The 14,732-nt window shown below is 64.0% G+C and carries 13 protein-coding genes; 4 read left to right on the top strand and 9 right to left on the bottom strand.

Annotated features, from left to right (window positions below; all coding sequences use genetic code 11):
- The first annotated feature begins 25 nt into the window (after positions 1-25).
- Both ACYVN4_RS34380 and ACYVN4_RS34375 read left to right on the top strand, forming a co-directional pair.
- A complete protein-coding gene (locus tag ACYVN4_RS34380; protein WP_460726350.1) occupies positions 26-478 on the top strand; it encodes a hypothetical protein in 453 nt (150 codons plus the stop codon).
- Entirely contained in the window at positions 479-1,072 is a 594-nt protein-coding gene (locus tag ACYVN4_RS34375; protein WP_460726348.1) for a hypothetical protein, read from the top strand.
- Positions 1,073-1,090: 18 nt separating this feature from the next.
- On the opposite strand, the gene ACYVN4_RS34370 is transcribed toward ACYVN4_RS34375, so the two are convergent.
- Both ACYVN4_RS34370 and ACYVN4_RS34365 read right to left on the bottom strand, forming a co-directional pair.
- Positions 1,091-3,121, bottom strand: a complete 2,031-nt coding sequence (locus ACYVN4_RS34370; protein WP_460726346.1) for a phosphocholine-specific phospholipase C — start codon at positions 3,119-3,121, stop codon at positions 1,091-1,093.
- 384 nt (positions 3,122-3,505) lie between these two features.
- Entirely contained in the window at positions 3,506-4,438 is a 933-nt protein-coding gene (locus tag ACYVN4_RS34365) for a hypothetical protein (protein ID WP_460726344.1), read from the bottom strand.
- A 1,244-nt stretch (positions 4,439-5,682) separates the two neighbouring features.
- On the opposite strand from ACYVN4_RS34365, the gene ACYVN4_RS34360 reads away from it, so the two are divergent.
- Positions 5,683-6,048 (top strand): hypothetical protein, encoded by a 366-nt coding sequence (locus ACYVN4_RS34360; RefSeq protein ID WP_460726342.1) that lies wholly within the window; start codon positions 5,683-5,685, stop codon positions 6,046-6,048.
- Between the two features lie 24 nt (positions 6,049-6,072).
- Positions 6,073-6,489: a hypothetical protein gene (locus ACYVN4_RS34355; RefSeq protein WP_460726341.1), complete on the top strand. Its 417-nt coding sequence runs from the start codon at positions 6,073-6,075 to the stop codon at positions 6,487-6,489.
- 200 nt (positions 6,490-6,689) lie between these two features.
- On the opposite strand, the gene ACYVN4_RS34350 is transcribed toward ACYVN4_RS34355, so the two are convergent.
- The 7 genes from ACYVN4_RS34350 to ACYVN4_RS34320 all read right to left on the bottom strand — a co-directional run bounded on the left by ACYVN4_RS34350 (position 6,690) and on the right by ACYVN4_RS34320 (position 14,632).
- Positions 6,690-7,394, bottom strand: a complete 705-nt coding sequence (locus ACYVN4_RS34350; protein WP_460726339.1) for a PP2C family serine/threonine-protein phosphatase — start codon at positions 7,392-7,394, stop codon at positions 6,690-6,692.
- An 8-nt stretch (positions 7,395-7,402) separates the two neighbouring features.
- On the bottom strand, positions 7,403-8,254 hold the full coding sequence (locus ACYVN4_RS34345) for a vWA domain-containing protein (protein WP_460726337.1): 852 nt from the start codon (positions 8,252-8,254) through the stop codon (positions 7,403-7,405).
- A gap of 692 nt (positions 8,255-8,946) precedes the next feature.
- Positions 8,947-10,092 (bottom strand): acyl-CoA dehydrogenase family protein, encoded by a 1,146-nt coding sequence (locus ACYVN4_RS34340; RefSeq protein ID WP_460726335.1) that lies wholly within the window; start codon positions 10,090-10,092, stop codon positions 8,947-8,949.
- A 169-nt stretch (positions 10,093-10,261) separates the two neighbouring features.
- Positions 10,262-11,092, bottom strand: coding sequence for a lysophospholipid acyltransferase family protein (locus ACYVN4_RS34335; protein ID WP_460726333.1), 831 nt, complete (start codon positions 11,090-11,092; stop codon positions 10,262-10,264).
- 119 nt (positions 11,093-11,211) lie between these two features.
- The gene (gene casI, locus ACYVN4_RS34330; RefSeq protein ID WP_460726331.1) at positions 11,212-12,882 is read right to left on the bottom strand and encodes a steroid-22-oyl-CoA synthetase; all 1,671 of its coding nucleotides are present in this window, start codon (positions 12,880-12,882) and stop codon (positions 11,212-11,214) included.
- Positions 12,883-12,919: 37 nt separating this feature from the next.
- The gene (locus ACYVN4_RS34325; protein WP_460726837.1) at positions 12,920-13,471 is read right to left on the bottom strand and encodes a nuclear transport factor 2 family protein; all 552 of its coding nucleotides are present in this window, start codon (positions 13,469-13,471) and stop codon (positions 12,920-12,922) included.
- Positions 13,472-13,588: 117 nt separating this feature from the next.
- Positions 13,589-14,632, bottom strand: coding sequence for a helix-turn-helix domain-containing protein (locus tag ACYVN4_RS34320; protein WP_460726329.1), 1,044 nt, complete (start codon positions 14,630-14,632; stop codon positions 13,589-13,591).
- Positions 14,633-14,732 lie beyond the last annotated feature (100 nt).

Here is a 14,732-nt window from a genome sequence, read left to right as displayed (position 1 = left end):
CCGGCACGGCGGCACGGAGGTGGTCGTGGAAGGCTTCGGCGTCGTGGATGGCGGCTTCGGCGTCGTGGTCGGCGGCTTGGCCGACGTGGTGACGGGCGGGTGCACCGGTGTCGGGGTCACCGCCGGATGCGGCGGGGTGGCCACGGGCGCGGCCGGGCGCGGCGCGGGCGCGGGCGGATGCGGGGTGGTGGTCACCGGCGCGTTGATCGGCTTGGCCGGTGACGCAACGGGTTTCGTGGTCGGCGTCGGTGACGGCGGCACGCAACGGGTCGTCGTGACCGGCGGAGTGGTAGCCACCGGAGTCGTGGTCACGACCGGGGTCGTAGTGACGACCGGAGTTGTGGTCACCGGCGTTGTCGTCACGACCGGGGTAGTCGTGACCGGCACCGATGTCACGGGCACGGTGGGCGTGACGCTCGGCCCGGAAATCACGATGACCGGGGTCGTCGTGGATGGATCCGTGGTGGTGGTCGGGTAGATGGTGGTCACCGGATCCGTGGTGGTCACCAGCGGCGAACTCACATCGGTCGGAATGAGCGGCGGCAGCGACAGATTCGCGCCGCCGCTCACTGTCACCGAAAGGCTGGCCCCCGTCGAAGGATCCGTCGTCGTCACCGGCGTATCGGTGGTCGAAGTCGGGGTGTCCGATGTGGCGACGGGGGTGTCCGTCGTCGTATCGGTCAACGGCGTGCTGGTGTCGACCATCGTGATCGGCCCGGTCCCCGGATCCGACGAGGCCGCCGGATCCGTCGAATCACCGGGAACGGGCACATCACTGGGCGTCCCGGAACTGTCGGAGGTGTCCTCCGCCGTCGTCGAATCCAGTTGCGTACTCAACTTTTCGGTGGTCGAGGACGACTTGCGATCCCCCACCCGATCCTCGCCCCGCGGTTCCGCCGCGGCCACCGCCGCGACCGTCAACGTCAGCAGCGCGGTGAGCGTGACCGCCCGCGGCAGGTGCCGGATGAGCCGGCTGCGGGGTTTGACGATGAAAGGGGCTGCGGCCGAATCGTCCCGGCCGAGTTCTTTGCTGTCGGATGGTTCCACGAGAGTGCCTTCTGTTCCGCTGTGAGTCGCCCTGGATCCCGCCTCAGCCGCTGACGCTGGCCGTGCCGATCTCGAGGTGCCCGGTGAATCGCTGCGACCAGCTCGAATCCGAGCTGACCGTGACGGTGAAGTCGTACCAACCGTTGTTGTAGGCAATGGCATTGAAGTAGTCGCTGACCGACTTGCCCGCCGCCACCGTGTACGTCCACGGGCCGTCGGTGCGGTACTGATTGGCCTTGATGGTGAAGGTGACCGAGGCGGTGCCGGAGTTGGTCATGGCGAACCAGATCGCCAGCTTGCCGGTATTGGGGGCGTTGGAATACGAGGTGGCGACCGAGACCGTCTTGCCCGGCTTGGTCACATTGCCCTGGAAGCGGCGCAGGAATCGGTTCGGGCCGGTGACCGTCAGGTCGTAGGCGCCATTGCCGTACCCGGTGCCGACCTCGTAGAAATCGCTGGCATTGCCGCCCGCCCCGACCGTGTACTGCCACGGCCCGCCACCGCGAAAAGCGTTGGCGTACGCGGCGAAATGCACCGCGCGGGTCGCCGGAGTGCCGGTATTGGCGAAGTTGATCCAGGCGCGGGCCTCACCATTGGTTCCGAAGGTGTAGTGGTCGAGCCAGGCGTTGGGCTGATACGGCAGCGCGCGGGCCGGGCGGGTGCCGGATTCCTGCGCGGGCAACGCATTCGAGGTCGGTGCCGGGTTGGTCTGGGCCGAGCAGGTGGCCGTCGTGATCAGCGCGGAGGTGTCCGGCAGCGTCGGCAGTCCGGTGACCGGGGACGCGAAGTTGAACATGCCCGTCAGGTCCCCACACACCGAGCGCCGCCACGCGCTGATATTCGGGCAGGTGGCCTTCTTGCCCAGGGCCGCGGTCCAGGTCTCGAGGAAGCGCAGCACCGAAGTGTGGTCGAACACTTCGGAACTCACCCAGCCGCCGCGCGTCCACGGCGATACGACGATCAGCGGCACCCGGAACCCGAGGCCGATGGGCACGCCATTGATGAATTCGTCCGCGGTGCCCCCGGGCGCGACCGGTGGCGGCACATGGTCGAACAGTCCGTCGTTCTCGTCGTAATTGACGATCAGCACCGTCGAGTTGAAAACGTTCGGGTCGGCGTTGAGCGCGTTGATCACGTTGTGCACGAAGTGCGCACCGTTGTTCGGCGGGGCGTCGGGATGCTCGGAGGACCACTGGTCGGGCACCACCCACGACACCTGCGGCAGCTTGCCGCCGACCACATCGGCCTTGATCGCGGCCACGATGTCGTCCGGGGTCTTGCCGGTGGTGGCGGGCACCGAGCCCATGCCGTTGACCGCCAGCGGACTGCCGGGCGCGGCATTGGCGAACTGCTTGAAATACGCGAGTGCGTTGTCGCCGTAGTTGTCCGCCGCGTTCTGGTACAGCTTCCAGCTGACCCCCACGTTCTGCAGCGCCTCGGCATAGGTCTGCCAGCTCAGCCCGGATTCGTCGCCGCCGTCGTTGGCGGGCCCACCCGCGGTCCCGGCCGGATCGATCCACCCGCTCCAGTGATAGGTCCGGTTCGGGCCGGTAGCACTGAGCACCGAGCAGTGATACGCATCGGCGATGGTCCAGTTGTCGGCCAGCGCGTAATGGACCGGAATATCCTTGCGCCCCAGGTATCCCATGGTCCGCACGCTGCCCTTGGCCGCCACCCACGCATCCAGATGCCCGTTGTTCCACGCCGCATGCTGATCCGCCCACGCGTGCGGCAGATCCCCATCACACTGCGCCGCGGTCTCCGACCCCGCCCCGCTCAACGCCCAAGGGTATTGCCGCCCACCACCGTTGGGCTGGTTGAACACACTGTTCCCCCCGCCCAGCAGAATCGTCGCCTTGTCCCCGAACCCCCGAACCCCTTTGAGCGTCCCGAAATAATGATCAAACGACCGGTTCTCCTGCATCAGGATCACCACATGCTTGACATCCGCGATGGTCCCGCTGGCCGCCCCCGCAGCCCCGGCCCCGAAACCCCCACCAGCAACAACCCCGGCCGCCGCAGCAGCCGACACACCGAGAAAACCCCGGCGATTCAAAGGTGACAAGACGCCCACTCCCGCTCTGAACAAAGATCGCCAAAACGGTTGCACCGCCCCGTAACCGACTCCCACCCCCACCCTGGCCGCGAGGTTAACCTTGTACTGCTACATATGAATGGCCCATGAACCCGACGATTCCTTCAGCCTGGAAACGTCGAAACCGCCCACTACATGGGCGGTTTCGGGTCCGGTGAAGGAGCGGTCAGGCCAGTTTGAGGCTGCGGCCGATGATTTCAATCAGAACTTTCGAGGCTTACGCCGCCGGTTGACTCCTACGTGTAGTACCCGTGAGCCGCTGGCCAGATTCACTCGCAGATATGACAAACGGGGCACTCCCAGCGCGGATTGACTGAACTATTCACAGTCAGAGTTACTGGCTTCAAGACCAATCGATGCAGCCTAGGAGAACCATTGACTCGCAGGGCAGTCGCAACGACCAGTTTCATTGGCGTGCCTCTTCTTGCGCGCCAGCATATCATCGAGTCGGACGCGACTCTCCAAAACGAAGTAAAGGTCCTGACCATCCATGGTGATGAAGGGGGTTCGATTGTCGTATGCCCTGATGGCGTCCGAGCTGAGGCCGTTGATGCTGACGAACAGGCCCAAAGCGAGCTTGCCCCGCCGACCGATCTTCGCAGCAAACGCATCAGCCTGTTCACGGCTGACCTTCTCCTTTATCCACTTCGCTTCCAGGAGATAGACATCGGAGTCAAAGGAGAATGCACCGTCGATTTGGTCGGAGCGATCGACATACGCCATTTTGGGCTCCAGGTCGAACAATTCGAAGAGGTCGTAGAGGAATGGCTCAAACTTGCGGCCTCGCTCGTGCACATTGTTCATATAGTGCATATTGTTGAACCGGATCTTGAGCGCTGCGAGATCCTCGGCGAACTTTCGCTTCAGTCCGGCCTGCTGCTCGTGCGCCCGGCGCTCTGCAGCCAGGCGCTGACGCTCCTCTTGCCACGGCGCCAACACCTCGGCGTATCTACGAACCTCAGCAACGGCCGCTGTCGCCTTTTCAACCAACAGTTCAGAGTCGTTGTGGTTTTCGAGGTCGGGGAACCCGTCCATGCTGGCGATCTCAAGCAGCACACGCACTGTCGTATCGCGATATCTGCTCTCATCCTTCAGTAACCGCTCTACGATCTGGTCCACTACCTCACGCTTCGTCTGACCGAAGTCCAACGCGGCTAGTAGTTCCGGCGCTTCTCGGAACACGCCGGATAGTTGGCGACGAAAGGTGCGCTTGTACCACACAACGACCGGCAGGGCGTTGCGAAGAGCTTCGTATGCAGCAGTCGGGATTCGCTCTTGCTGAGTGTGCAGTACCACGCGGATTGCCCCCGTTCAGGTTCGACGGTCGAGTTGCCAACCTTCGATTATTCCCCGTAGGCGAACTCGATGCGAACCCCTCCTACAATAAGGCCGTACGGTCTCCTGGCAGGCTAAAAGAGCTCGTAACTGTCTCGCTCGATGCGTAGCCCATGCCCGGTCGTTGGGTCCCGACATGTGATCCCATTAGTGCTGCTACTACAGGTGAACGAGCCGGCTTGTCGCGTCTGTCCATAGTCGAGAACCGGAAGCGTCACATCGATCAGACTGTCAGAGACACACATGAAAACCGCCGACCCGCGATTGGCAGCGAACCCGATCGCGTGCCCATAGCGGGAGTCAGCGCAGTCACCGGGTGGTGGCGGCTGGTAGGTGAATCTGTCTGCGTCACAGCGGACCCCGGCGGCAGCCCCGTCTGGAATGATCCGGCACGCGAGATTGCGACTCGGCGACTGGAACATTATGGGCGTGGCACTGACTGTCTCACGCTTAGGGAGGTGAGATACAAAACGCGCACACTGAACTACTATGCCCGCCAGTACCCAGAGGATGATGAACCCCACGATAACGCGAACCCATGGCTTCCTCCGGCGTGGCTGCAGTCGTGACTGGCGCCCACCCCGGGGGCCATGCTCATGTGGCTGCGGTGGCGTCCAGCGCGGATAGGTTGGTGGGCCGTAGGCGGTAGGCGGATTGGTCGCTGTTCCGGCCACAGGGAAGTAACTTGGCCTGGATGAAGATGCCGACTGGAAGTCGGACGACGAGCTGGGTGAGGCGCTGGCACCTACGCCGCTGCTATATGCGCCGGACTGATGTCGGGGCGATGAATACGACGATCGACTGGATGTCGATGGCGGGATCGTTCCGTACGGCGGGGAATTCGTCTGCCCTCTGTAGGGCGAGCTCGACGAGCCAGCGGAATGTCCTGTGATTCCAGAGCGGGGCGGGGCGGGATTGTCGTGCGACTTTGTGGGCTGCACTCGCTGCAGCCGCATCTGCCCCACACGGTCGAGCTGGAACTGTGGTGTCGGTAGTGAGCTCCTGGCGCTCCGATAGACCCGCACAAATCCAGTCATCGTCACCGACTGGCCCTTGAGGTCACTCAGATTGAATCCGTACTGCTCTCGCAGCGCCTGAGCGGTCGCACCGAATGCGACGATCGTAAAGTCCCCCCGCCGATAGTCGCCGAAATTGATAAGCGCGACCTTCTTCTCCCAAATGTATTTGGTGTCAACGACGGTCCCGTGGACAGTGACTTGCTGTCCCTCGCGCTGACGCAGCGCAGCAGTATCGCTCGCACCCAGGAAGGTGTGGGCTGCAGCCGTTTTCGTGCGATTTGGTTGCGGTTCGACCCGAACGCCGCTGAGCGCGCGGCCAACGTTGCTGAAATCGGAAAGGCATGCGGCCTTCAGTCGTTTGGTCTTATCAGCCACCGCAGGCATCGCCTCGAGTCGTTCGAAGACCTCGGAACTCTCGGGATCTGCGAAGTCGCCGGCCTCGAAGAGGAGCTTGTCCCCTGGGTCGCCGAAGTCATCCCACAGATCAGGGCTTTGCGCGATGGCATCGAGCGACAAGTCGATAACAAAGGCGGCGAACAGGTCGTTAGCTGAACCGTACGAGTCTCCACGACCCGGGTGCTGGTAGTTGATGTGTCCCCGATCCAGTGCTCCGAGCGCCCGAAGTTCGGGGAGATACAGACCGTCGTAGTCGATCAACCGGACCGAATTGCCTTGCCCGATCATGATGTTGCCGTGCTGGAGGTCACCATGAGCCACGCCAAGAGTGAAAAGGGTGCTCACAACCTCGGTGAGCTGATGTCGAACAGCGTCCAGGGCGCGAGCGTCACCGGCGTTATCATCGATCCAGAGCCCAAGCGGCCACCCATCGATCCACGGCATCCGGACGGTGGGATAGGCCTCCCCGAGCACAACGACGCCATCCCCTTGATAGCTCACATCGACCAGGAAATCGTGATGCCGGTGTTGGCGTACAAACGCACTGATTGCCTTATAGCGCAGGGCCATCTGCTGGGCTCCCTGGTCACCGGCTGATCGGTGGAAGCACCGAACTGCGTACTGTGTGCCGCGGCAATCCACATGGAAAGTGACAGCGAATCCACCTGTCGCAGAATGGGGATCACCCAAGGCATCGCGGTCGAGGATACCGCCCAACAGCACCGGGTCATTCGCGAAGGCCCGGTCCGGCTTGTCCAATGCGTCGTTGTAGTCGCCAAGGCTAGGGAGTGGCGTCTTCACGTCGACACCACGCAGACGGTCGTGTCATCGTCCCGAAGTCGGCCGTTCTCGCGCTCGTGCTCGACCCAACGGACAAATGCCGTTTCGAACTCGGGCTCGCGTGTCAGGTTCAACAAGCCCTCAAGGGAGTCGACATGTTCGAGCACCCAGCATGCGAGAGCATCGCTTGCCAGGACGAAAACGTCACCGGCGTCATATGACACGGTCAGGCGCCAGATATCCTCGACGTCCGGCTCACGATCGGTGTGAATCGCCCTCGTCCGTGAGGTGAACTTCCGCCAGTCGACAACGGGGCCGACCTGAAGAATCCGGCCCGCCCTGATGTGGAAGAAACATGCATCCCCGACAGCACTGACTGCCACCCGCCGTGAGTCCGGTAGCATTTCCATTGCCACGAAGGTTGCAGCGCTCCCTCGTTCAAGAGCGTCCATAACGAACCACGCCGGGCCCGGTATCTCAGCGTCACGTGTCCACTGATCCCTCAGTACCGCAAGCACTTCCAGATCCAGTGGGTCAACTCGCTGTTGGACCCAAGCCAAAACGAGCAACTCAGCCCATCGGCCGGAGCAGACTGACGAACTCACACCGTCAGCCAGCGCGAAACGATCGACGGCCGCAGCCACTCGATCCTCGTTATCGCCCGGATCTAGCTCACTGCTGACCACCGTTGCCTTGCAGGCAGTCACCCTAAGCGCAGACATCGATGCGCCTACGGCAGTTCCTTCGGTCTGCGGGGCGTCACCGCAACCGTCCCGATGTTCAGAAACTGGAACAGCGCCTTCGTCCCCGAGTTATACAACAGGCCACGTGCTCCCGGCTCAACCTCATAGCCGAATTCGGCAGCGGTAGCGAGGAGTCCCTCGGGTACTTCGCTAGACATGTCGAACAGCAACTTGGCGTAGTCATCGGGCAGCCCGACTGGGCTGCTCGGAAAGGCAAACGCTATATCCGACGTCACCGATAGGTGGACGTTGAACAGCAAGGTCGGTCCGTCATCTGTTCCGGTCCGCCGCAGCCGGTCGGCAGCATCGCTGGGATCACCGTCGGTGCTCACGCCATCGGTCACGTTGATGACGATCGGAGGAAAGCTGGAGCGATGCGCCGCGCACCATGACGCAACGATCGGTTCCGCGTCGGTGAACATCTGTTTCATCGGCGTCATCCCATTACCTGACGGCTCGATCCAGACGGGGAGTCGCCGAGGCTCCTCGATCACCTCTCCTGTGGACAGGATCTCCCGCTTCACCCTCTGTTCCACCCGTTTCGGATGAAACAAATACTGACTCACGGTCGCCAGCGGAGCGACGACACTCGTGCCCTCGAGCACCGGGCCGAGAGAAGCGCCATAGCCGAATACCCCGACCTGGAAATAGTCGTAAATCTGGTTCCCGGCAACCTTGCACTTATGCCCGGCGTTGTAGAGCGTTTCATTCACCGCGTCGGCCAAAACCTGGGCTTTCGACTGCCCGTTTGTATCCCACCGCTCGTTCATCGAGGCCGACTGATCTACCAACAGCATCAGCAACGCTGGCTTGCGCCGATTGATTCGCTGCGCGTACACGTCATCACCATCCCTCGTCGCATATCAGCCTCACGACCTTGCTCACTGGCAAGCGAGCCCACCTCACATGTGGCACCCCCGAAGACCGCGACACACCCTTCCGAGACAGATCAAACATAGCAACACCGTACGGCTGGCGATGGTTGAAATATGTTGAACGACACAGACTTACGCATCAGCGCACGAACGATCGACCCAGTACAGCCTGCACATGGCAATCCCAAGGCCCACCAGTGCCGCATGACCGACCAATCGTGCCAACCGCGGCACAGCGCCAACGTTGACCGAAGGCGCCTCTCGTACACGAGATCGGAACGGCGTTGCGCGACTACCACCGGCTACTCCATGTCCGCGAAAACCTCGTTGGCACAGTGCGACAAACTCGGTGACGTGTCTCTTGATGGCCCAGTAAGCCATGCCGAGGATCCAGATCCAATGCCTCGCCTATGACCAGCAGACCGCATGTGGAATCGCCAAAGGCCGAGCGGTCGATGCCATTGTCGACGGCGATAGCGCTTGGCCTCATCGTCAACTGAACGATCGATGATGTCGACCCGTGCTTCTCCGACACAGACCTTCACCAGTTGGCACTCTGCAGACCACCACAGAACAGGCAAAGGGCAAGGTGCCCAATCGAAATGCGACCGATACGCGGGCGGGGAATTCCGCGATACTTCCCCGCCCGACGACGGTCAGGCCAGTTTGAGGCTGCGGCCGATGATTTCCTTCATGATTTCGGTGGTGCCGCCGTAGATGGTTTGGACGCGGGCGTCCATGTAGGCCTTGGCGATCGGGTATTCGCGCATGTAGCCGTAGCCGCCGTGGAGTTGCAGGCACTTGGTGATGAGGTCGAGCTGTTCCTCGGTGGACCACCACTTGGCCATGGCGGCCTCTTCGACCGTCAGCTTCTCGGCGTTCAGCAGCTCGATGCAGCGGTCGGTGAAGACGCGGACGGCCGTGGTCTTGGTGGCCAGCTCGGCCAGCACGAAACGGGTGTTCTGCTGCGCGCCAATGGGTTTGCCGAAGGCCTTGCGGTCGCGGACGTACTGGCAGGTGAGGTCCAGGCAGGATTCCATAGCGGCGGCGGCCATCACGGCGATGGACAGGCGCTCCTGCGGGAGGTTCTGCATCAGGTGGATGAAGCCCTGGCCCTCGGTGCCCAGTAGGTTCTTGGCGGGGACGCGGACATCGGTGAAGGACAGCTCGGCGGTGTCCTGGGCCTTGAGGCCGATCTTGTCGAGATTGCGGCCGCGCTCGAAACCGGGCATGCCGCGCTCGACCACCAGCAGCGAGAAGCCCATGGGACCCTTGGACGCATCGGTCTGGGCGACCACGATCACGATGTCGGCATTGATGCCGTTGGTGATGAAGGTCTTGGAGCCGTTGAGGACCCACTCGTCGCCGTCGCGGACCGCGCGGGTCTTGATGCCCTGCAGGTCCGAGCCGGTGCCGGGCTCGGTCATGGCGATGGCGGTGATGATCTCGCCGGAACAGAAACCGGGCAGCCAGCGCTGCTTCTGCTCCTCGTTGGCCAGGTCCAGCAGGTAGGGCGCGATCACGTCATTGTGCAGACCGAAACCCAGGCCGGAGTAGAAGCCCTTGGTGACCTCCTCGGTCACGATGGCGTTGTAGCGGAAGTCCTTGACGCCCCCGCCGCCGTACTGCTCCGGCACGGCCATGCCGAGGAAACCCTGCTTGCCGGCTTCGAGCCAGACCGAGCGATCGACGATGCCGTCGTGCTCCCACTGCTCGTGATGGGCAGCCACATGCTGATCGAGAAACTTACGGAACGACTCCCGGAACAGCTCGTGTTCGGGTTCGAAAAGGGTGCGTTCCACGCCAACCTCCTACGGTGACCACTGCGGCATCATCGCCTCTGCCATTACCGTACTCGAAAGTCGAACGGAGGTTAACTTCACAGGGCGGAAAAGTGGTCCGAACTGCGACAGTCGCCATTGACGTCGCGGGACGGAGGGGCTGAACCTCGGTAAACCTACCGGGCGGAGCTCAGAGGCCGAAGCGACCCAGGGTGCGACCCAGCAGGCTGCGGCCGCGATCCTTGTCGCGCTCGGCGAGCAGGAAGTCGAGCTCCTCTTCGAGGGCCTTCTTCACCACGACCTGCAGATCGCTCGCGGCGGCCTCGAGATCCTCGGCGTCACGCCAGGGACTGGTGTCGATCGGGGTACCGAGCGCGTAATAGAAGCGCTCCGGCTTGGGCACCAGGGTCGGGCCGAGGCCGCGGATCAGCGGCGGGGTCAGGTTCGAGCGCAGGCCCAGACCCTCGACCGCCTTGCGCAGCGGCAGCATGACCGGGTGATCGCCGTCGAAGACGATGTCGTAGATATCGTCGCCGCCGATCATGGCCATGGGCACGATGGGCGCGCCCGCCTGGATCGCCATCTTGGCGAAACCGGTGCGGCCCTCCCACAACAGCTTGTACTTCTGCCCCTTGGCGCGCATGGCCTCCCGACCGCCGCCGGGGAACACCGCGACCGCCTCGTCGTTCTCCAGCAGGGTCGTGCAGTTGCGGCGGTTGCCGCGCACAATTCCCCAGCGGTGGAACACATCTCGCAGTCCGGGCACATCGATCAGCACATTCTCGGCCAGTCCCCGCACCAGCCGGTCGTGCCGCACCAGGATCTCGTGCGCGAGCAGCGGGGCGTCGGTGCCGCCCGCCAGCGAGTGGTTGCCGACCAGCAGCACCGGGCCCTCGAGCGGGAAGTTCTCCATGCCGTAGAAGCGCGGGCTGAACCACGCCCGGGACGGGGCGATGAGCAGATCGATGATGCGGCGATCGGTATCGGTGAGATGGACGTGCAGCGGCGCGCCGTCGCTCAACCCCCTCGGAGCTTCTCCCTCGGACAAATGATCATCATTACGAGACACAACAAACCCTCCCTGCAGAGCCTTCGATAGCAGCATGCTAACGAAAGCTTGCGCAGGTCACCGACCGAGGGTTAGAACAGGTTTAAGCGTCCGAAAGTGCCGAACTCCGCCCTCAGTTCGGATTTGCCCGACTCGGTGAGGTCGTCGTACTCGGGTTTTCCGCGGCCGATCCAGCGATAGATCGGCTCGGCGGTGTGCCAACGCTGTTCCTGCAGTTCGCGTTTGAGCACCTTGTTGGAGCCGGTGACCGGCAGGTTCCCCGAGACGCGCAGCAGCCGGGGCGCACCCTTGCTGCCGAGATCGTCTTGGGCACTGAGGAATTCGGCGAACTCGACGATGTCGAAGGCGGCCGGGTCGGCCACCTCGATCGCCGCCATCACCTGATCGCCGGAGCGCGGATCGGGGACGCCGTAGACGGCCGCGGCGATCACCGCGGGATGGCGGCGAATCACCTGTTCGATCAATAGCGTCGAGGTGTTCTCACCGTCCACCCGTAACCAGTCGCCTTTGCGTCCGGCGAAATAGATAAAGCCCGCCTGGTCGATATAACCCAGGTCGCCTGTCCAATACCAGCCATTCCGCAAACGTTCAGCATCCGCGATGTCGTTTTTGTAATAGCCCTCGAAGACGAGCGCACCCGCGCGGTCGACCATCTCGCCGACGGCCTCGTCCGCGTTCAGCACCCGGCCGTACTCGTCGAGCACCGCTCGCGCGCACTCGGCGAGCGTGTCCGGGTTCACGACGGCCACGCCGGGATGCGCCGGGCGGCCGAGTGCCGACGGCGGGGCCTGTGGATCGAGGGCGGCCAAGGCGGGGCCCTCGCTGGAGCCGTAGCCCTCGAACAGGGGTGCGCCGAAGCGGCGGCGGAATTCGGCTTGGTCGGCCACCGACGCCTCGGTGCCGAAACCGCGCACAAGGGTGTTGTCGGCATCGTCAGGTTGTTCGGGGGTGGCGAGCAAGTAGCCCAGGGCCTTGCCGACGTAGGTGAAGAAGGTCGCGCCGAAATACCTTACGTCCGAAAGGAATCCGGAGGCAGAGAACTTCGGTGTCAGGCAGACCGTCGCGCCGTTGGCCAGCGCGGGAGCCCACAGCGCCATGATGGCGTTGCCGTGGAACAGCGGCATACAGCAGTAGTCGACATCCTCGCGTACGTGCCCGAACTTGGCGGAGGCCGCGTACGCGATAACAGCTAGGCGGCGCTGAGAACACTTGACCGCCTTGGAGGTTCCGGTCGTTCCGGAGGTGAACAGCAACAGCAGCAAGGCTTCCGGTCCCGCATCCGCCACCGGGTCGCCGTGGTACTGGCTCAATCGATCCGCGTAGCCCGGATCGTCTACGAGGAGAAACCGTTCCGGCTCGAGCCCCAGATCCAACCCGCGCAGCCGGGCCATCCCAGCCGCGTCGGTGACGATCAACTGGCAGTCGACATACCGGATATCGGCCTCCAGTCGAGCGTTGCCGCGCGTCGGATTGATGCCGACCACGGTCGCACCCGCGAGCGCGGCCGCGCCCAGCCAGAAGACGAAATCGGGGACATTGTCCAGCAGCACCCCGATATGGAAGGGACCCTCGCGCCGCGACTCCCGCGCCAGTTCGGCTCGGGCCGCCGACTCCCGCACCACCGCGTCCCAGGTCCAGTCCTGCTCCCGGGTCCGCAGGCCGAGCCGCTCGTCGCCGAGCCGCTCGAGCAGCATGCTCGCGATATCCGCCCGCTGCACGGGCGGTGCCGATAGGTCCGTCATGTCCGAATCGCCTTCCATATGCCGAGTCTCGCCGCTCTCACACGGCCGGGTGCACGAGTTCGACGTATTCGCTGGGCAGTTCGTCGAAGGCGAGCTTGCGGACCTCGACCGGGCCCGAATGGTAGGAGTCCTCACCGACGATCAGACCGTCCGCGTCCACCGGCCACAGCAGCAGCTGACGGAAGGTGATGAGATAGTCGGCGGCCGGATCATCCACGGGGATACCGATCTGCGCGGCGTACGCGCCCGGATAGATCTGCTTGAGGTAGCCCTCGGTCACCACGCAGTCGTCATCCACCAGCAGCCGATCCAGCGCGAACTCCAGAATGTTGGACTTGCTGGCCACGAACGCCGAGTAATAGGCGTGCACCCCCGCCCACCCCTTCGGGCCGACATCCTGACCCGCGTTCCAGAAGTGATAGTCCGGCTCCGCCACCAGCGTGCGCATCAACCTATCCAGATCAGGCGTGGCCTCCGCCTTCATATGCTCGATGACAATGCTCAGCACCTGCCGATGCCGCGCATTGGTGGTGACGGCCAGCCGCTGCTCGAGCGGCTCCCAGGTCTTGGCCGGATCGACGATCGCCATGGCGTGAATCTCCTTCTCCCGCACTGATTCGTGCCCACCGATAGTCACCGAGGCGGGCATCCGGAAGCAGCCGCCGTGCGTCGCGGTTGCCTCGGCCACGACCCGACACCCGTCGGATCACCTCTCCCCCGGTGCCCGCGCCGCAGCCAGTTCGGCCGAAGACAGGGCGATCCGCCGGACGGTCAGTACCAGCGTCGCCATGAACCGGTCCAGCGCCTCCCCCATATCCCAGCCCATGACGGCCTCGACCTGTGCGATCCGAGCCGCCACCGTGCTGTGGTGCAGATGCAGTTCGTGAGCGGTCCCCCGCAGCGTCCCGAACATGCAGAACGCCTCCAACGTATCCACCGCCAACGCCCCCGCCTCGGTCCGCGCGAACTCATTGATCCGCACCACATCCGCATTCCCCAGCAACCGCTGCACCGGCATATCCGCCAACAGCTCCAACGACCCCAACCGCTCGAACGCCACCACCCGCCGCCCATGCCACGTAGACGACGCAAACCGCAACGCCCGCCGAGCCTGCTCCCACGAACTCCCCGCCGCCACCGCCGCCCCCCGCTCCCCCATCCCGATCCACGGCCCACCGGTCCCGGCCCGCGAGGCCGGAAACGACCGCACCACAGCAAGATTCAACACATCCGACAGCCCCCGGTCCCCCACCGGCCGTTGCGCCGGGCAGCGTGACCCCGAGAGCGCCGGGTCCTGGACCAGCACGGCGACAGTCGCGCCGATCGTTGCCTGCCGTAGCACCGGGACGTGTTCGGCGATGATCCGCACGGCCTCGGCGGCCCCCGGTCCCGCCACCGCCAAGACTCGGGTGTCGCGCGCCGGATCCAAGCCGAGCAGTCGCATCGCGCGCACCCGGTCCTCGCGGCGTTCCTTTTCTGAGAGCACGACTTCCAGGAGCGCTGGATCATCCATGCGCAGTGGGTTCGCGGCCTGCCGCGCCGACACCACCCGCAGGCAGTGCCGCAGCCGATCCAGCACCACCTGATCAAGCGGATGCGCGATGCCGACCCTCCCCATCTCCTGTCGCACCGGCTCATCCGGCCGACGTGCGGCCGGGCGCTCCAGCCATACGGCGGGCTCCGCTCCGTTCGCGTGGTCGGGTGTGGCGGTGGCGGGCAGTAGGCGACCGGCGGCGTCGTAGCGGATCACCGTGTCGGGGGGGCCAGATTGCGCCGACCGGGCATTCGGTCAGGAGGGCGGCGGCGCGGATTATGGTGTCGGCATTGGCTGCGGACTCGGTGAAGGCGTC

Source organism: Nocardia heshunensis (assembly GCF_054782115.1).
Note: the sequence above shows the minus strand (reverse complement) of the source record. Positions and strands in the feature narration are given on the sequence as shown.